This is a genomic window from Leptospira selangorensis (assembly GCF_004769405.1).
GTDB classification, from domain to species: Bacteria; Spirochaetota; Leptospiria; order Leptospirales; family Leptospiraceae; genus Leptospira_B; species Leptospira_B selangorensis.
In genome coordinates, this window is sequence record NZ_RQES01000001.1 from 181,915 (window position 1) to 200,383 (window position 18,469).

Annotated in this window: 16 protein-coding genes; 11 read left to right on the plus strand and 5 right to left on the minus strand. The window is 39.4% G+C overall.

Annotated elements, in window-relative coordinates; genetic code table 11:
* Positions 1-80: 80 nt before the first annotated feature.
* Genes EHO58_RS00885 through EHO58_RS00905 form a run of 5 tightly spaced genes read left to right on the plus strand, consistent with a single transcriptional unit; the run spans position 81 to position 5,419 of the window.
* Complete coding sequence (locus tag EHO58_RS00885) at positions 81-1,187, plus strand: MBL fold metallo-hydrolase (RefSeq protein ID WP_135678054.1); 1,107 nt, start codon at positions 81-83, stop codon at positions 1,185-1,187.
* 9 nt (positions 1,188-1,196) lie between these two features.
* Positions 1,197-2,003: an SDR family oxidoreductase gene (locus EHO58_RS00890; protein WP_135678055.1), complete on the plus strand. Its 807-nt coding sequence runs from the start codon at positions 1,197-1,199 to the stop codon at positions 2,001-2,003.
* 1 nt (position 2,004) lies between these two features.
* Positions 2,005-2,625: a trimeric intracellular cation channel family protein gene (locus EHO58_RS00895; protein WP_135678057.1), complete on the plus strand. Its 621-nt coding sequence runs from the start codon at positions 2,005-2,007 to the stop codon at positions 2,623-2,625.
* Positions 2,626-2,671: 46 nt separating this feature from the next.
* Positions 2,672-3,961 (plus strand): alanine racemase, encoded by a 1,290-nt coding sequence (locus EHO58_RS00900; RefSeq protein ID WP_135678058.1) that lies wholly within the window; start codon positions 2,672-2,674, stop codon positions 3,959-3,961.
* A gap of 45 nt (positions 3,962-4,006) precedes the next feature.
* Complete coding sequence (locus EHO58_RS00905) at positions 4,007-5,419, plus strand: MFS transporter (protein ID WP_135678059.1); 1,413 nt, start codon at positions 4,007-4,009, stop codon at positions 5,417-5,419.
* A gap of 4 nt (positions 5,420-5,423) precedes the next feature.
* Here the strand turns inward: EHO58_RS00905 and EHO58_RS00910 are convergent, their stop codons facing one another.
* From EHO58_RS00910 to EHO58_RS00925, 4 genes are all read right to left on the minus strand, one after another.
* Positions 5,424-6,317, minus strand: coding sequence for a tyrosine-type recombinase/integrase (locus EHO58_RS00910; RefSeq protein WP_135626827.1), 894 nt, complete (start codon positions 6,315-6,317; stop codon positions 5,424-5,426).
* Positions 6,318-6,558: 241 nt separating this feature from the next.
* The gene (locus EHO58_RS00915; RefSeq protein WP_135626826.1) at positions 6,559-7,098 is read right to left on the minus strand and encodes a shikimate kinase; all 540 of its coding nucleotides are present in this window, start codon (positions 7,096-7,098) and stop codon (positions 6,559-6,561) included.
* On the minus strand, positions 7,095-7,946 hold the full coding sequence (locus EHO58_RS00920) for an HDOD domain-containing protein (RefSeq protein ID WP_135626825.1): 852 nt from the start codon (positions 7,944-7,946) through the stop codon (positions 7,095-7,097). The genes EHO58_RS00915 and EHO58_RS00920 overlap by 4 nt, the downstream gene beginning before the upstream one ends.
* A gap of 4 nt (positions 7,947-7,950) precedes the next feature.
* A complete protein-coding gene (locus EHO58_RS00925) occupies positions 7,951-8,457 on the minus strand; it encodes a chemotaxis protein CheD (RefSeq protein ID WP_135626823.1) in 507 nt (168 codons plus the stop codon).
* Between the two features lie 211 nt (positions 8,458-8,668).
* Between EHO58_RS00925 and EHO58_RS00930 the strand changes: the two genes are divergently transcribed.
* The 6 genes from EHO58_RS00930 (at position 8,669) to EHO58_RS00955 (ending at position 15,889) form a co-directional block, all read left to right on the plus strand.
* Positions 8,669-9,865, plus strand: coding sequence for a TraB/GumN family protein (locus tag EHO58_RS00930; protein ID WP_135626822.1), 1,197 nt, complete (start codon positions 8,669-8,671; stop codon positions 9,863-9,865).
* Between the two features lie 23 nt (positions 9,866-9,888).
* Positions 9,889-12,027 (plus strand): 7TM diverse intracellular signaling domain-containing protein, encoded by a 2,139-nt coding sequence (locus EHO58_RS00935; RefSeq protein ID WP_135678060.1) that lies wholly within the window; start codon positions 9,889-9,891, stop codon positions 12,025-12,027.
* Between the two features lie 13 nt (positions 12,028-12,040).
* Complete coding sequence (locus tag EHO58_RS00940) at positions 12,041-12,586, plus strand: CsgG/HfaB family protein (protein ID WP_135678062.1); 546 nt, start codon at positions 12,041-12,043, stop codon at positions 12,584-12,586.
* A gap of 48 nt (positions 12,587-12,634) precedes the next feature.
* Positions 12,635-13,042, plus strand: a complete 408-nt coding sequence (locus EHO58_RS00945) for a hypothetical protein (RefSeq protein WP_135678063.1) — start codon at positions 12,635-12,637, stop codon at positions 13,040-13,042.
* Complete coding sequence (locus tag EHO58_RS00950; protein WP_135678064.1) at positions 13,030-14,460, plus strand: UTP--glucose-1-phosphate uridylyltransferase; 1,431 nt, start codon at positions 13,030-13,032, stop codon at positions 14,458-14,460. Before EHO58_RS00945 ends, EHO58_RS00950 begins: the two co-directional genes overlap by 13 nt.
* A 79-nt stretch (positions 14,461-14,539) precedes the next feature.
* The gene (locus EHO58_RS00955; protein ID WP_135626996.1) at positions 14,540-15,889 is read left to right on the plus strand and encodes an EAL domain-containing protein; all 1,350 of its coding nucleotides are present in this window, start codon (positions 14,540-14,542) and stop codon (positions 15,887-15,889) included.
* A 169-nt stretch (positions 15,890-16,058) separates the two neighbouring features.
* Here the strand turns inward: EHO58_RS00955 and EHO58_RS00960 are convergent, their stop codons facing one another.
* The gene (locus tag EHO58_RS00960; protein ID WP_135678065.1) at positions 16,059-18,458 is read right to left on the minus strand and encodes a C1 family peptidase; all 2,400 of its coding nucleotides are present in this window, start codon (positions 18,456-18,458) and stop codon (positions 16,059-16,061) included.
* Positions 18,459-18,469 lie beyond the last annotated feature (11 nt).

Here is an 18,469-nt window from a genome sequence, read left to right on the forward strand (position 1 = left end):
TTTATAAAAAAGTTTTATCAGATAATCCCGTTTTCATTTTTTGAGAATGGGAACAAAAATAAATGTGAAGGGATGAACTTATGGCAAAGGTAAATGTTTCCAAGTCAGTCAAAAAACCATCTTCAAAAAAAGATACTAGCATAAAACCGATCAAAGATTTTTTAGGATCTCGCAGCCTTCCCGCACCTGTAGATCGTTTGGAAGATGTTCGTAAAAGAGCGAGAAGATTCAGAGATAAATTTTTATCCGGGCCCCAGGTAGTATATTATAAATCCTTTGATTTGGTCCGAGTTCCTTATCCTACTAAATACGCGTTATTGAATGCTTTTAGTCTTCCTACACCATTTCTGCATATCATCAATCGACTGTTCATCATCCAATACAAAACATCTGAAGGGATTAAAACTCTACTTTTCTCTCCTTCCGATGTGGATGCAAATGCGGAGACTCCTTTTTTCAAAAGGCTTTCCCAAAGTTTTGGACCTTTCCAAAATATTGGAAAAAAGATCATGGCTCCTACCTTGAATACTGTAGAAGAATGTTTGAAACAAGTAGGACTTCCTCCGGAGAAGGTGGACTATATTTCCTTCGATCATTTGCATACTCAGGATCTGCGTAAATGGTTGGGAGCGAATGGCCAGCCTGGATATTTTCCAAATGCAAAACTGTTGATCATGAAAGAGGAATGGGATTCTGTCCAAGGACTTCTTCCTCCTCAATCGGATTGGTATTGTCCAAATGGTTCCGGCGGAATTTCTATGGATCGAGTTATTCTTTTAGATTCGGATACTGAACTGGGCGGGGGAGTTGCTTTGATCAAAACTCCTGGGCATACGTATGGAAACCATAGTTTGGTAGCAAATACTCCGGAAGGAATTTTTGTAACTAGCGAAAATGGAGTGAGTGCGGATAATTATAATCCACTCAAGTCTAATATCCCTGGTGTGCGCAAATATGCTAAAAACACCGGAATGGAAGTCATCTTAAACGGAAATACTTTGGAGATAGGTCTTGATCAATATATATCCATGGTTTTAGAAAAAGAGATTGCTGGTCCTTCTTTGCGAAATCCCGAATTTTATAACGTAATGCCTTCTTCCGAGATGAGTGGGTTCTGGCTTTTTCCTGGAACAAGTCCAACATTCTCATTCGGACAATTACAATTCGGTAATATAATTACCCATTAGGAAATATACATGAACATACTCATCACTGGTGCAAGCGGCGGCTTAGGTAAAAATATTGCGGAAAAAGCTTATGCTTTAGGCCATAATATACTTCTTACCAATCTGAATGAAAAAGCTCTGAAAGATTATATTATTAAACAAAAGTTTGATAAGAATAGAGTTTTGATCTCAAAGTTAGACATCACTTCTCCTTCCGATTGGAAGAAGGTAATGGATCTTGCTTATAAAAAATGGGGCAAACTGGATATTCTAATGAATGTGGCCGGGTACCTTCTCCCTGGTTATATTGAGAATGTAAGTCCAAAGGATATAGACAGACATATAGATATCAACGCCAAAGGTTTGATGTATGGGACTAGAGAAGCTTCTATCCGAATGATAGCACAAGGTGGAGGGCATATTATAAATATTGCATCTTTAGCAGGCGTGGCTCCTATTCCTGGGATCTCTCTTTATTCTACTTCTAAATTTGCAGTCAGAGGATTTTCCTTGGCAGTTGCCCAAGAATTAAGACCCAAAAAAGTATTTGTAAGTGTGGTTTGTCCGGACGCGATCCAAACTCCGATGCTTGATCTTCAAAAAGATTATGAAGAAGCTTCCATGACATTCTCCGGAAATAGATATCTAAAAACGGAAGAAGTAACTGATATTATTTTTAATAAAGTGATCCCAAACAAACCTATGGAAGTTTTGATCCCCGGCTCCAGAGGATTTTTGGCAAAGATCGGAAGTTTTCTCCCTGGTCTGAATGCGTTACTCAGTCCTTCTCTCATGGGTAAGGGAAAAAAGAAGCAGAAGGTTTACAAAAAGAATTAAGGTGGACCTTTCTTATTTTTTCAATTTGGCCGGGGTCACCGTGTTTGCGGTGTCTGGAGCCTTGGCCGCTGCGGAAAAAAAGACCTACCATGCTGACGCATTCAGCGTATTCTTTACTGGATTTATTACCGCGATCGGTGGCGGAACCTTAAGAGATATTACACTCGGAAATTATCCGGTCTCTTGGGTTTCCGATTCAAATGTTCTTTGGGCGATATTTGCAGGTTTTGCGATCACATTTATATTTCCTAGACTTTTGATCCGAATGAAAACCGGGATTTTCTTTTTTGATACGGTCGGGATCGGGATCTATACTGTGATCGGAACTAGGATCTCATTACTCAGTGGAGTAAATCCATTTGCAGCTGCGATACTCGGAATGGTATCTGCGGTTTTTGGTGGAGTGATCCGAGATACTCTAATCAACGAAGTTCCAATGATCTTCAGAAGAGAAATTTATGCGACTGCCTGTTTGGTGGGAGCTATCTTATACATTATACTGGATAAATTCGAAGTGAACGGAAGTTTAAACACTGCTGTCTCCGCCTTACTTGTGATCATAGTTCGAATGATCGCAGTACGATTTAATCTATCTCTTCCTAAATTCCGTTTGCCTGAATAGTCTAATATTCTAAAATCCGATCTGTTTTTTCGGAGGAGAATCTAAGATGTATAGAAAAGGGTCTAATCATGGATTACTTTGGATTTTTGCAGTCGCACTTTTATTAATCGTTTATATAAAACCGAAAGACAATGGTGCTACTTATACGTCTTATTTTAAAGATCTGAATACGGAACTCAAACAAAATGGTCCAGGAAAGCCGATCGTCCTTCTGGATTTGGATCGTTTGGATTCTAATCTAAAACTTCTAAAAGAAAAGATTAGGACCCCTTTATCATATAGAGTAGTGGTAAAATCTCTTCCTTCTTTGGATTTACTGAAATATATCGTAAACGCAACAGGTTCGAAAAGATTAATGGTATTCCATTCAGGAGATATCATTATGTTATTGAATGATCCAGAATTCCAAAAATTTGATATTCTTTTAGGAAAACCGATGCCGATTGCAGCTTTGGAAAATATATATTCTAAAACTAAAAAAGAAAATTTTCAAAATGTACAATGGTTAGTGGATACTTCCGATCGTGCCGTGCAATACTTAGATTTTGCAAAGAAGAAGGATCTAAAATTAAAACTAAGTTTAGAGATCGATATAGGACTGCATAGAGGAGGTTTTTCTAAACCGGAATATTCTTTGGCAGTGTTAGAACTCCTACAAACGAATCCTAAAAACCTGGAACTTTCCGGATACATGGGATACGAACCACATGTTGCTTCCGTTCCTGTTATCTTCGGGGATAAGATCTCTGCTATGGAAAAATCCCTGAAAAATTCTTTAGATACATATTCTAATTTTATAAACTTAGGAAAGGAGAAGTTCCCGAATTTATTCCGAAAAGAACTAGTATTCAATGGGGGAGGAAGTAAAACTTATAGCTTCTATCAAAAGAACTCCGGGGTAGTCAATGATGTATCTTTGGGATCCGCTCTAGTGAAACCCACAGACTTTGATGTGGAAAGTTTGGAAGAACATAGTCCTGCAGTGTTTATCGCTACTCCAGTCTTGAAAAAACTAGAAGGAACCAAAATCCCATTTTTAGAATCATTATCTTTCCTATTCCCACTTTGGAATCCGAACCAAGAAGTGACTTACTTTATCTATGGCGGTGCATTCTCCGCTAAAAAGGAATCTCCTAAAGGACTCGACGATAATTCTCTATTCGGTACAAGTACGAACCAAAGTATTCTAAACGGATCCAAAGCGACTGCATTGGAACCTGATGATCATGTGTTTTTTAGACCTACTCAAAGTGAAAAGGTAATGGCAGAGATGGGAGAAATTCATTTGGTTCGTTCTGGCAAATTGATCGGTACCTGGAAAACTTTTATCAATTAAGATAAACCCTTTTATAAAGTAGAGCTGGAAAGAATTCCAAATTTAATGAAAGAACATACTCTTTCGAATCGTAGCATGGCAGGTTATGCTTCCGCAGAAGTGGGGATCACTGCAGTGGAAACCATGGCCCAGATCTATCTTCTGGATTTTTATGTTTCTATAGTTGGATTAAAACCTTCTTTATTCGGTTTGGCTATGCTTATCGCGATTTTATGGGATGCGATCAGTGATCCTATTATGGGATATATCTCGGATCGAACCGGTTTCACAAATGGAAGAAGAAGGCCCTATATTTTAATCGGTGGATTTTTGCTTGGGTTAGGGACTACCTTTCTTTTCTCTCCTCCCGAGTTAGAAACACAGGGTCTTAAGTTTTTATATCTAGTAATCGCTTATTTTCTCACGAATACGTTTATGACAATGATCGCAGTTCCTCATATTAGTTTGGGAGGTGAGATCAGTCATACACCTGGAGAAAGGAATAAAGTTTTCGGTTGGAGATTATTTTTTGCGAATATAGGTCTTTTAGCTGGGTTACTTCTTCCTGCGATTTGGGTTTCTTTAGGAAAAGATGGATTTAGTTCCAGGAGTTTTTCTTCCGCGAGTATTTGGGTTATATTATGCTTTGTATCTTATTTTTCTTACACTTTTACTAAGGGCAAAGATTTCCCTTACCAAAGATCCGGTCCAAAATCGAATTCTGTAGGAGAAAATATTTTATCCTTTTTGAAATCGGCCGGATTCATATTAAAAAACCGTTATTTTCTTCCTTTACTCTTTGCATTTATAGTGGCGACTGCTGCAAGAACTCTAAATTCTTCCTTAGGGCTTTTGTATTATAAGGAAAGGTTATTATTAGAAGACTCTCAAGTGGTGGTACGTATCCTTCTTCCTTTCGTATTTTTTCTTACAATATCTATTCCGCTATGGGTATATTTAGCGAAAAGATTCGGCAAAAAACTACCTGCGTTTTGGGGAAGTTTTTTGTTGGGAGTTATGACGATCATCTTGTATCCGATCTTGCCCCAAGGATCATACGAGACTCCGTTGATAGCAGCATTTTTGGGAGGAATATTTGCAGGATCCATTCTTCTTTTCGATTCCTTAGTGGCGGATGTAGTGGATTATGATGAACTTCTCACTGGAGAAAAGAGAGAAGGTGCCTATTTCGGATTTTGGAAGATGGCGACCAAGATCATCCGTGCGATCGGTTTTGCATTTTTAGGATTTCTATTGGAAACAATCGGTTACAAAGCAGGAGCACAAACACAGGACCCTGAGCTTGGCTGGAGATTAACTTTGATATTCGGGCCTATTGTTGGAAGTTTATTCGTTCTAGCTTCTTTGATCTTTACTAGAATGGGTCTGACTTCAGAAGTTCATGCAAAAATACAGGAACTTCTATCAAGAAAAAAGAATATTCAAAAAAGAAGAAGTTCCGGCACTCCGGCCGGATAAGTCTTTAATACTTGTACTTCTTCTTAATTTCTTTTAAAGCGTCTTGGATATGTTTTTGTCTGACCTGAGGCCTTAGGTTCTTACGGATCGGAAGATAACTTTCCGTGGTCGCAAGGCTTTTATGACCTAAAAACTCTCTGATATCTTCTAAACTTTTACCTTCCGCCAATTGGTGGATTGCTCTACTATGTCTGAGAGTGAACAAGGTGACTTGGGCTTTGATCCCTGCATACTTTGCAAGATCCCCGACTAAACGTTCTACGTTTCTGGAAGTCAAATGAGTTCCTTGGTATTTACCCGGGAACAAATAAGAACTTTTTTCGGTTCCAACTTCCTTTTCGAACTTCTTCAAGATCTTTTGTAATTCTCCATCCATCAAAACCGTTCTGTTTTGAGTAGGGATAGGAGAGTCCACTTTGATCGACTTTTTAGAAAGATCGAATTGTCCCCATTTCAAACGAATGATCTCTCCCACTCGCAAGCCTGCATAATAGGCTAACGCGCAGAGAAGATGGGATCTAGGAGACTCAGATGCGGTCTCCAAAAGAAGTGAAATCTCTTTTTGGTTGAGGACCTTAGGGGTTTTATATTCCCTTGCAGGTCTTCTGAAGTCTTCGAATACGTTCATATCCAGAACTTCTTCAAAAAACATTTTTAAAGAACTGATGTTTATCTGGATTGTGGAAGAGGAAACCTTCTTCTTCCTTAAATATTCTATGTACTTTTCGATATCCTTTGTAACTACTTTTTCCGCGGGTTTGTCCGCGAACAAAAGAAAGTCCAAATTATATCTTAGGTAAGTGTATTCGGTCGCCTTTTTATAATTTCTTTGCCGAATTACCTTTACTAGTTTCTCGAAGGAAGACTTATTCTTCTTCGGGACCTCCGTATCTATCATCTCGGACCTCTAGTGCTAACTGTATCATTTTTATATTTTGTTTATCCGGATGTTCTAAAAGTCCAAATATCGCGATTTGTTGGAGTTCCAACATCGCATTTGAACTATTTAGAATAATATTTTTGTTATCCGGTTATAACGAAGATTCTAATTTCATTAGAAAGTCGTAAAGATATTTATGATTTTCATAATATCTTATAAATTTGGACGTTTAAGGAAAGGGCAGAACGCCCTATTTGTATTAGGCCCAGCCGGATCTGCGTAGGATTTCCTCGCAAACTTCTTCAGTACTGCGGTCATCTAAGGCAATCTGGATATCTGAATGAGCTCTGTACTGAGGTAGCCTGGATTCCAAAATTGTTTTATAAGAAAGAACGCTACTTAAAGGAGGACGAGTGGGATCATTCTGGATTTTTTCCACCAAGTATTCGGATTTTCTGGAAAGAGAGATCACAAATGCGGTTTCTTTCAGTATATTCGTCTTTCTTTCACTTACAATCTCCTTACCTGATTCGTCTTGGTCGAATAAGATCCCACCACCGCAATCCAAGATCAGATTTTGAGAACTTGAAACTTGTTTTAAGATTTGGAATTCTAGGTCACGGAAAGGTTTCCAATTTCCTGAATGTGATTTTACGAAGTCTGGAATAGACACTCCACCTGTCAGGTAGACAGCTATCATGTCTGTAGAGATTACCGGTTTGCCGGTGAGTTTGGAAAGTTTACGGGAGATTTTAGATTTTCCGACACCTCGAGGGCCGATCAGGGCGATGTTTTTCAAACCGAGATCAACTCTTCGATATGTTTAGCCATCTCCGGTAAAAGAGTGTAGTACATTTGCAGATCTCCCTCTGTCACACCTACGTTTTGTAAGGCTTTAGAAGAGAGTGGAATTTTCAAACCGCCTATGTCAATTCCCATTCCACCTAGGATCACGATACAATTTGCGATATGTATGGTAGAAACTAATTCGGGGAACTGAGTGGCCTTTTCAGGTTCGGTATAATATCTGGCTACTTCTATCAATTCCTCAGGAAAATTCCATTTTGCTAAAAGTTTTGCCCCTGCTTCCTGGTGAGTGTATCCGAAAAACTTAGCTTCCAAGTCTGTATAAGGTCCTTGGTAGGTTTGTAATTCGGTTCTGAATTGCATGAGTATTGTAGGAAAGAAATCAGCGAGTATTACTTTTCCGATATTATGAAGAAGTCCCGCAGTAAATACTACGTCCTTATCTACTTTTAGTTTTTTCTGGACCGCGATCCTTTTTGCAAGTTCAGCCACGATCAAAGAGTGGATCCAGTTGGATTCTCCATCTACCTGATAACCTTTCAGTTCTTTTTTTAGAATACCTTTGGTTTCGTTTAGAAGAATGATTTCCTGCACCGTTTTAATTCCAAGAGTCATCAAGGATTCTTGTACGGTTTTTACGGGTTTAGCAGGACGGAAATATGCAGAGTTGGAAAGTTTGATCACTGCGGCTGTAAGTCCAGGATCTTTAGAAATTTCCTTGGCAAGGTCTGCGATTACTACATCCGGTTTTCCTGCCATCTCCATTACTTTACTTACTACGGAGGAGATTTTAGGAAGCTGGGCTTCGTTTTCAAAAAGTTGATCTATCTTTTCTTTCATTCCGTTACCTGACCTTATAAAGGTACTTTTCGAATCCGCCCTTCTTTAGAAGGATCCTGCCATCATCCAAATAGAGACTGATCGTCCTGCCTTCATGGCCACCGACGTCTTCCACTAGTAACGTTATTTTTTCTTTATCTAAAAATTCTTTTGCGACACTTACGTTCAAGTCACCGATGTTCTGCAGGAAACTTGAGTTCATTCCTTTGAACATGGAAGCTCCTCCGAATAGACGAGCGTAATATTCTCCCTTACTGCAACCTAGCTCCGTCATTCTTTTTACCAATTCCGGAAGAGCGGTGTCCGCGTACTTGTGAGGGTTTTTAGCTGAATCTTTTCCGGAGGGGTCTTTGGCCAGCATGATATGGGCCATAGCTCCTACCTTCTTTTCCGGAGAATAAAAAACGACCCCGATACAGGAACCTAATGTGGTGCGGATCATGGAAGGGGACTGGCCTCCTTGGATATCCGCGATCCCGACGTTTATAGTTTTTACGTCTTTATTGAGCATACTTTCTGTCAGTAATAACCGGGTAGTATTTTAGGATCATCCAAGTTCCTTCAAATCTTTTTTCCTAGAAATTTTTCCGGACCGGAATCGAATTATGTGACGATTTAACATTCTAAAAATCTCGTGGGAATTCCCACTCTTTTTGGAAAAATAGAGTTTCATATCATCCTGCTTAAAGGAAACTGTATGTAAAGAAAGGAAATCGACCCTCTTGCAAACAATCGCCTCCTCAGAACCGATCCGCACCTTGGAATTAAACGGTTCCCAGATCACTATTTTGGGAACGGCTCATATCAGCCAAAAAAGTATAGATGAAGTTTCCAGAATTATCCAAGAAGAAAAACCGGACACGGTCTGTGTGGAACTTTGTGCTTCCAGAATGAGATCCGTTCAGGATCCGGATCATTGGAAAAAATTAGATATTTTCAAAGTGTTTAAGGAAAGAAAGATGTGGCTCCTTCTTTCCAGCCTAATCCTTTCTTCTTTTCAGAAAAAGTTAGGCTACGGAAACATTCGTCCCGGTGACGAAATGAGAAAAGCGATTGAAGAAGGAAATAAGATCCACGCTAAGATCGTACCGGTTGACCGCGAGATCTCCACTACTCTAAAAAGAGCATGGTGGAATGTGGGCTTCTGGAGTAGGATGATGTTATTTTCCACTTTGGTAAGTTCGCTTATCGTTAAGGAAGAGATCTCTCCTGAAAAAATAGAAGAGATGAAATCTGACGATGTTCTTAAGGATCTATTTTCCCAACTTCCTTCCAGATACCAATCCGTTAAAAATGTGATTATAGACGAAAGAGACGCCTACCTAGCGCAAAGGATCAGACAACAAGCAGCAGTAGGTAAGAAAATTTTCGCAGTAGTAGGTGCTGGGCATTTAGAAGGTATCGTAAAACATATCGTAGAAGATAAGGATATCGATCATTTGGATGTCCAACCTGTAAAAGGTTTCTGGGATAGAGTCCGACCTTTATTATTTCCTGCGATCATTATCTCTGCATTCACTGCACTTTATTGGTTCGGTGGAAAAGAAGAAGGCCAGGAATTTTTAATCAGATGGATCTTGGTTAAGGGAACACTTGCTGCAATCGGTGCGATCATCGCACTTGCACATCCGGTTTCCATTCTTCTTGCATTTATCGCAGCTCCAATCGGGAATTTTAATCCGATCATCAAGCCGGGTTGGGTAGCGGCTTTATCCGAATCCTGGTTTAGAAAACCATTGGTGGAAGATTTCGAAAAATTGGGAGAAGATACCGAAACTTTCAGCGGATATTGGAAAAATAAAGTAACTCGTATCTTTTTAGTATTTATGCTCCCTCAGATCGGAAGCAGCATCGGAACATTTATAGTGTCTAAACAGATTTTTGATAAAATGTTAAAATTTGTAGGCGCTTTTTTCTAAAATTTGCATACGATTTGTAGCCCATGCGAAAGGAAATCAAGACTCGATCTATAATCTTCTCTAGTTTTCTTTTGATGATCTTCTCTTTTCCAATTTGGGGAGAAGGTCCGGTCTATGAAAAAAAAGACCGATTCTTCTTGGAAGAGAAGATGGATGGCTCTTCTCTTCTTCCTTATCTTTCCGTTTACCAAGACGAGACCGGTAAAAAGTCTTTCAAAGAAGTATTAAAAATATTCGACCAAGGTGGGTCGGAGAAAATTTTCCAAAACAGTTTAGGATATTCTAAATCTGCGATCTGGGTTCGTCTTCGCACGGAGAACCAAACCGAAAAACTTGTAGATTGGATCTTAGAAATAGATTATGCCCTTTTAGATTTTGTGGATCTTTATGCAGGGAGAGCCTCCGATTCCGCGGTCAATCATTCAGGAGATCTAAGGGAATTCGGCACTCGTCCTATTGATCATAGAAATTTTGCTTATCCTTTTTCGGATGAGCCCGGTTCCAAAAGAGAGATCTATTTTAGGATCGCAAGTTCTAGTTCTGTTCTGCTACCTTTTTTGGCATTTTCCAAAAATGAATTTATAGAACATACATCCACAGAACAGCTCGCGCTCGGGTTGTATTACGGCTCCATGTTGATCATGGTGGTTTATAATCTATTTCTGTTATTTTCCACCAAAGATAAAAGTTATCTATATTATGTTATTTATATATTAACTTATATACTCTTTCAGTTTACATTGAACGGACTCTCTTTCCAATATTTGTGGAGAAGTTCCGTTTTGTGGGCGAATTACAGTCTGCCGTTTTCCATTTTTTCGGTGATCTTGACTGCAGGAGCATTCAGTAGATCCTTTTTGAATGCTCCTGAATATACTCCTAAAACCTCCAAATTGTATTATCTACTTTTTGCTCTCAGTTTTGCGGGAATGATCTCCACATTATTCATTTGGGAATATAGAACTGCGATCATGAGCAGTTTAGTTCTAATGTTCTTTACATTAGGATTTTTAATTTCCAACGGGATCCAATGTTTGCTCGCAGGGAGAAGAGAGGCAAAATACTTCTTATTCGCTTGGTCTTCCTTTTTATTCTTCAGCTTTTTATTCGGCCTAAAATCTTTCGGGATACTTCCGAATAATTTTTTCACTTTGTGGGGAATACAAGTAGGTTCCGTGATGGAAGTAAGCCTTCTATCCTTGGGGCTCGCTGATAGGATCAAAAGATTATCCGATCAATTAAAACAAAGAGTAGAAGAACTCGGAAATATCCGGAACTACGCAGAAGAGTCGGAAGCAAAATACAGAAGTTTATTCGAAGTAGAAGAGGACTTCCTATTTTCCCTAGACCAAAACTGGAATATTCTCGCAGCGAACAGATCGGTCTCAAAACATATAGGATTCAAACCGCAAGAAGTGATCGGCAAAAACTTTATGGAGCTGATCTATAAGGCGGGAGAATTACAAGACGCATACAAGAAACTATATGTATTAGAAAAATTGGAAGAACTTGCATCTGAAGGAAAACCTGTTCGATTCTTAGGGGAATTCCTACAAAAATATTTAAGAGAACCTAAAGAGTTGCAGGTCCAATTCCAGATCTTGGAATATGAGGGTCAAAGAGAAATTTTGGGAAGAGCGTTCGAGCCTGACCAAGACTTAATGTCTCGGTATGTGGATGACGAGAAAACAGTTTACACCGCGAATAATTATCTGCAAAACGCAGAACTTTTAAGCCAAAGAATGACTGCAAATTTATACAGATTTGTGGACCCAAGCTCGATTACTGCGATGAGAAATTGTCTTAGAGAGATGATCATCAATGCGATTGAACATGGGAATCTAAACATCAGTTTTGAAGAAAAAACCAGGGCAATGTCGGAAGGAAATTATTTCAGATTCGTTCAGGAAAGGCAAAAAGACCCTTATTATAAATCCAAAAAAGTAAAAGTGGAATATTCTCTTTCCAGAGACAGGATAGGTATCAGGATCACCGACGAAGGAAAAGGATTCAACCATGCTAGATTGCAAAAAAGTAGTATGGAAAAACTGAATTCGGAAGGGATCACTCATGGAAGAGGACTTACACTTACTTTAGCAACATTCGATCTGGTGAAATTTAATAGCACCGGAAACCAAGTTACATTAGTTAAATATTTTTAATATAGGCGGGAAAATGAAAATTCGGATCTTCCTATTTACAGTTATAATATTATTAGGCTCCTGCGTTTCTTCGGGAGAAGTTAAAAAGAAGGCGAAAGATCCGAATGCGGGAGTCGCAACTATAGCCTCCGAACTTAGATACCAATTTTTGTCTTCTCTCAAAGCGCAAGGTGGGAAACTTCCTGCAAGACTTGCTATAATGAATATAATCAACGAAGACGGCACTAATTCTCAGTTAGGAAGACTAGTCACTGATAGACTCGGAAAAGAATTATTCGATCCTAAAACATTCCAATTATTGGAAAGAGATAGATTAAATCGTGTCATAGGAGAGCAGGATTTTCAAGCAAGCGGGTTAGTGCTAAATGATCAGATTGTTTCTATAGGTAAACTTGCCGGAGCGGAATATTTAGCTTTGGGTCAGTTGGTTTTCCAAGATCAGGAATTTTTACTGAATATCAGGATCGTTTCGCTGGGCGGAGTGATCTGTGCCACTGCGGATATCGTGTTTGATTCGGATAACGAGACCTATTCCAAATATAAGGAATCCGTTAAATAAGTAATTACTTGAAGAATACTTACTGGTTCTTAATCTGTCTGTAAGTTTATGAAAGAAATCTTTCGTTTCCTGTTATTAGGCATTTTTCTTTTTTCCGTAACCAATTTGTATTCGGAGGTGCCTAAACATTCCGACATGGACAAGACACTCCTTACCACTTGGAATAAGACTTTTCCGGTGCCTTATACGAAGATCCTAAAACGAGATCTTGCCGAAAAAGGGGTCTTGTATTATAGAAAAAATTCTAAAAGATCTGTGTACATTTATTCTTATTCCGTGTTCCTTCCTCTGTATGCTGAGCAAAATGAGAAACCTGTAAAAAAGGATGATAACGGAAGGGAAGTAAAATTAAAACTGATCTATGATCCTTCTTCTAAAGACGAAAAATATACAATTGAATTGGGTGAGTTTGACGAAATGTACGATGCGAAAGGAATTATAAGATGGATCCGATGATTGCAGAATCTGAAAAATTAGTCAGAGAAAAAATGTTGGGAGAAGGACTCTCTCAAGAGTTTATTTCCGATTTTATTTCCAAGATCCAAGAAGTTCGAAATGGTGAAACCGGGATCGTAAAATGGGAAGAAGTAGGGGACCTAGATTCCAACAAAGACGAAATCTCTTTAGAAAAGATAGAATCGGAATATCCAGGTGATCCTAAATTTTTAAAAGAATTAGTAGTAATTAAATTGAACGGAGGCCTTGGGACTAGCATGGGGCTTTCCGGACCGAAATCCTTGATAGAGATCAAGGATGGAATGAGCTTCTTAGAAATAGTTTGCAAGCAGATTGAATACATTCGACAAAAATATAATTTAGAAGTTCCACTCATTCTGATGGATAGTTTCAGCACCCAAGATGAAAGCCAAGCTGAACTTAAAAAGATCAAATTTTCTCAAAATTATCCTACAAGTTTCTTACAACATAAGGTACCAAGACTAGTCGTTCCGGAACTGAAACCTTTGGAAATTTCTAAAGGAAATTCGGAAGAATGGTGTCCTCCGGGCCATGGAGATATTTGGTTCACACTTTTAGAAACAGGACTATTAGATCGGCTTTTAGAAAATGGATACAAGGTAGCATTCGTTTCTAACGGAGACAATCTAGGTGCGACTGTTCATCCTGGAATATTAGAATATATTCTGAAAGAAAATCTGGACTTCTGCATGGAGATGACTCCTAAAACACTCGCTGATAAAAAAGGTGGAGCGATTTTTAGAAGGGTTGTAGGCGGCGAAAAGAAAAACTTACAATTATTAGAGACCGCGCAGGTGCCTTCCGATCATATGCATGAGTTCGAGGGCCTGGGTAAATTTAGAACATTCTCCACTAATAATCTATGGATCAGATTAGATGTATTAAAAGAAAAATTACTCGAAGGTTCTTTCAAACTATCATTGATCGTAAATCCTAAAAAGGTAGAAGGTAAGGAGGTCCTACAGTTAGAGACCGCGATGGGATCTGCCATCCAAAACTTCTCCAATACAAAAGGTCTCATCATTCCAAGAGATCGTTTTGCTCCCGTAAAAAAATGTGAAGACTATCTAGTCAGACGTTCTGATGCATATTCTTTAAATCCGGATTTCTCAGTGACTATGTCGGAAGAAAGAAAGAAGTCAGGACTCGGAGAATTAGTTATCTCCTTAGATGAAACATATTATAAGAAAGTAAGAGATTTTACTGATCGTTTACAAGCCATTCCTTCTTTAGTGCGCTGCACCTCCTTGAAAGTAGAAGGAGATATTTTGTTTGATAAGAAAGTAATTATAGAAGGAGATGTTATATTGATAAACCCCGGACCAGGACAAAGAAAATTGTCCGAATTAGGTGTGGACCGAATCTCGAACGATAGTTTACGTTTCCGCTTTACATAAAACAACAGTCGTTTAAAATCCAGTCCACGGGCTTTTGAGTTTATAAGCCCACCCTATGCCGATTAATGTCGCAAACGAAATGACCGATGCTTATAACTTAAAATTAAGATCCTTCGATATGGGGGATCTAGAACAATTTAAGACAGTATTCATCAATGAAAACCGAGGAAAGCCAATCTTCCTCCTCAGATTTCAAAATATTTCCACAGTTTCCTTAGTTGAATTCATACAATTGATCCCTCAGAGAATCTCTGATATAGAGCCTTCTCACCGAGAACTATTTCGTTATTATGCCTATGGTGATAAAAAGAACCTACTGATAGGAGTAGCACCTTTAGACAATTCAGGGCCTGTCAGTCTTGCCAATTTTGATGCAGCCATGGGAAGATTCCATGACCAAGCAATCCGAACCGGAGCTCTTAATTTTGATTTCGGGATCGGAAGAACTCAGTGTAATTTTATTTCCTACGTAGAAGAGATCTTCAGAGAGCTGGAAACTTCTTCTTTAAAAAATCTGAAAGATAATTTGGTTCGTTGGAGTTGGACTTATCTAAATCGTGTAAACGATTATTTCGCAAGTGAACGTGCTGACGCGGTTATCCAGCCGATCATTCATTATAATCATAGGGACCATACATTCTCCATGAAAGGTGGAGAAGTTTTCGTGGGCGGAGAGGCATACGCAGGTTACGCGGATCTTATCCGAGACATTCCTCACGATCAGGATCTTAACAGGATAGAACTTCTGATCTTAGAGAAGCTGATCATGTCCTGCAATGGTTCTCCCGGTCTTCTGAAATTCAATATTTCTCCTCAAACTTTAATCGATACATTCGATACGGATGAGAAGGTTACACGTTTTCATGAACTTCTTCTGAAACAAAACCTAAACCCTCAAAATGTTCGTATGGAATTGATCGAAAAACCTTACGAAGAAGGGGAGGCAACTCTCAAATCCGTTTGTAGAAGGTTCTGGAATTTCGGGATCAGTTTCGCTGCGGACGACTTCGGTGTAAAAAGCCAAAGTCACCAAGTTGTTTTAGACTTAGGGGAGATGATCAAAGAATTTAAACTGGATCCGATTAGTTTCAAATTTAAAGCAGACCAAGATTTAACTAAGTTCTTGGACAACCTCGCATTCATAGATTATTGCAGAAGACTTTCGGATAACAGAGAAGCTATCATCACTGCGGAAGCATTAGAAGATATTGATTCCTTAAACTTCCTAATCACTCACCAAGTGTATTATTTCCAAGCCAATCTATTCTGTAAAAAGATCTGGATCCAAGATTACCAAGAACGTTTTAAAGAAATGCAAAAACTTCCTGAGACCGCGGTCACTAAGGTTTTGAGTTCTCCCGAGCTTACCCAAAGATTAAAAGAAGTCGGGAATATTTTCGTTCTAGCTAAAGAAGTAGATCTGTTTTAATTGTAGGAATTCCAACAGGGGACGAGGTTTCCCCACCCTTGTTCTGGGTGGGGGCTGGCCGGCGGTACCCGCTTCAACAAAATCCTCCATATCACAAAATCGATAGTTGATCAAGCTGATCTTTTCTCGATTTCGCGTGTAGGAGTTCCTACACGCATACCACTGATCGCTATTCCTTCAAGAAGTTCAAAGTTGCCTTCTGGTTGATAATCCCGTTATCTTTCAGAGTTACCTGCAGAGCATCTCCCGCATTTTCGATCTCAATTCGGAACTTACCTTCCTTGTCGATGATCGGGCTATTCTCCACATATCTTCCTTCGAAAATTTTCTGCTTATTGAACTTCACCACATAGTTTACATTGTCTTGGCTTTCAATTTCGAGAAGAACTTGGTTCACACCTTTGGAACCGTCCCAAGACATCGCGGTCCAAGGTCCTTTAAATTTTTCTAAACTAGAGTCTCCACCGAAGGAGCGCATTACCTTTGCAGGCTTTGCTTGGGAAAGAACCGCAGAGACCGGAGTGGCCTTATCACTTTCTCCTCCCAAATCCGTTTTGGAAGTTACCGAGTATAGATACAAAATTTCTTTTTCAGGAACATCTGCAGTGAAGTTTGTAGTCTTCTCATTTGTTCCGGAAACGAAATCCCAAGAAGAAGCTCCTCTTTTTTTACGATATACATAGTATTCGTTGGCTCCCTTTACGGAGTCCCATTTCAGGGAAATTTTTCCAGTTTTGGAATCGAGTGTTCCTTTAAAATTTGCAGGGGTAGGAAGTTTTGTAGCTCTATGTTTGTTCGGATCTATGTATCCGTAAGCGTAATCGGAGAATGGTCCGGATTGTCCGTCCTTATTCACTGCCGCAACAGCATAGAATGCATACTGGCCATTGAGTTTTTCGTCAATGAAAGCCTCTTTTGCTTCTTCTCCAATTTTTGACCAAGCGCCTCCTCCGAATAATCCGCTCACATCGTAACGATAGACCAGATATTTAGAAGCACCTGAAACCTTCTGCCATTGTACTTCTATTTTACTATTATATAATCCTTTTGTGGCGGTAAGCCCGAAAGGTTTAGAAGGTTTCGCCTCTGCTTTCATAGTAAATCCTGAAACTGCGTCGGAAGCATCTCCGGTTTTACCATTACTAATGCCGGCGATCACATAAAACTCAGTCACTCCGTTTTTAGCGGCAGCATTATCAGTGTAGTTTGTATTTTTTACTCTTCCAACGGAGAGATATTTTTTCTGGTTGGAGTTCCACTTATATACGTAGTAATCGGAAACTCCGCTGATGGATTCCCAAACTAGATCGATCTTATTTGGGAACTGACCTTGGCTTGCTTTGACTCCTACAACTTTAGGAGGAGCTTTAGCTTCTTCCGTTTTTGCATAACCGATCGCTTCTCCATCGGATAGATCGGAAGAGTCAGTATCGGTTAAGGTAGCGACCTTATAAGAATAAGCGATATCCTTTTGGACTCCATCATCCGTGAATCCATTCGTTTGAGAAAGTCCCACCTTAGAAAAAGAAGAATCTCCCGGACCCTTTCTGTGGATTTCGTATCCAATCGCAAGTGGAACGGATGCCCAAGTCAAAAGTACTTTGTCCGAAAAAGAACCTTGGGTAGCCGCAATCTCTTTCGGAGCTATTGGTTTTACTTTTTCAGGTGGAACCGGTTTTACATCTGTTGAAGGTGTAGTAGTCGTAGTGTTTGTGGTGGTTGCAGGTGCAACATCATCCACAAGAACGAAAGCGGATTGGCAAACCTTAGTGAACCATCTATAATCGATATAGCCGTAACCATTATCTCCCCATTGAGTGGACCAAGAGTTGATGAACTTGAATGCTCCCTTGGAATCATCATAACCTACGATCGCAATCGCATGTCCTCCGTATGTTTTGCCTACTCCTTCTTTATAAATTTCTTTTCCTTTTAAATTCATAAAGTTTTCGTAAACTATGATACCGGCGACAACAGGTCTTCCTAAAGCGAGTTGGTTTTTCAATTCATTCGGATCCGTTTGTCTGATCCTTAAGAATTCTTTTGCTTTATAGGAAGAAGCCGTATTAAAAGCGTCTTGAGGAGGGCGTGTTAGATAGTCTCTTTCGTTATAAGGCATGGAAGACCAAGGAGCCGCCCCTTTTTCCACAACTATACGCATTGCATCTGAGATCAAAGAACCGTTGTCTCTTCCGCCATTGATCTGATTATAAATAAACGCAGGTGAAAAAATATTGGAGTAGTTCGGACTTCCGGAAGAATCGCTTAGCTTCCAACCTCTGTCCTTTCTTTCCATATATTCTTGGAAAGATTTGGTAGCATAGGCAGTGGACCAAGCCACGCAAGAACTCTGTTGTCCTTGGTCACCCACGGGAGGCATATACTGGGATAAATCCACGGAAGAAGAAAGTCCTCTGTGAGAGATCCTATTCGGATTAGCTTCTTTAAAAGATGCTAAAAGTTCCGCAGGTTCTTGTTTCATTCCCAGGCCAGGAGGAGTCTGGGAGAATAACCCGGCGGAGGAGAGTAAAAGTAGTAGAGCGGATAATAAACGTAAATTCAGTTTCATCTATTTGTCCT

Excerpts from the sequence above, each read along its gene's own strand:
- EHO58_RS00925 (WP_135626823.1), bottom strand. The coding sequence starts at position 8,457 with ATGCTCAATAAAGACGTAAAAACTATAAACGTCGGGATCGCGGATATC.
- EHO58_RS00940 (WP_135678062.1), top strand. The coding sequence starts at position 12,041 with ATGAAAATTCGGATCTTCCTATTTACAGTTATAATATTATTAGGCTCC.
- EHO58_RS00955 (WP_135626996.1), top strand. The coding sequence starts at position 14,540 with ATGACCGATGCTTATAACTTAAAATTAAGATCCTTCGATATGGGGGAT.
- EHO58_RS00935 (WP_135678060.1), top strand. The coding sequence starts at position 9,889 with ATGCGAAAGGAAATCAAGACTCGATCTATAATCTTCTCTAGTTTTCTT.
- EHO58_RS00900 (WP_135678058.1), top strand. The coding sequence starts at position 2,672 with ATGTATAGAAAAGGGTCTAATCATGGATTACTTTGGATTTTTGCAGTC.
- EHO58_RS00905 (WP_135678059.1), top strand. The coding sequence starts at position 4,007 with ATGAAAGAACATACTCTTTCGAATCGTAGCATGGCAGGTTATGCTTCC.
- EHO58_RS00910 (WP_135626827.1), bottom strand. The coding sequence starts at position 6,317 with ATGATAGATACGGAGGTCCCGAAGAAGAATAAGTCTTCCTTCGAGAAA.
- EHO58_RS00960 (WP_135678065.1), bottom strand. The coding sequence starts at position 18,458 with ATGAAACTGAATTTACGTTTATTATCCGCTCTACTACTTTTACTCTCC.
- EHO58_RS00920 (WP_135626825.1), bottom strand. The coding sequence starts at position 7,946 with ATGAAAGAAAAGATAGATCAACTTTTTGAAAACGAAGCCCAGCTTCCT.
- EHO58_RS00890 (WP_135678055.1), top strand. The coding sequence starts at position 1,197 with ATGAACATACTCATCACTGGTGCAAGCGGCGGCTTAGGTAAAAATATT.
- EHO58_RS00945 (WP_135678063.1), top strand. The coding sequence starts at position 12,635 with ATGAAAGAAATCTTTCGTTTCCTGTTATTAGGCATTTTTCTTTTTTCC.
- EHO58_RS00950 (WP_135678064.1), top strand. The coding sequence starts at position 13,030 with ATGGATCCGATGATTGCAGAATCTGAAAAATTAGTCAGAGAAAAAATG.
- EHO58_RS00885 (WP_135678054.1), top strand. The coding sequence starts at position 81 with ATGGCAAAGGTAAATGTTTCCAAGTCAGTCAAAAAACCATCTTCAAAA.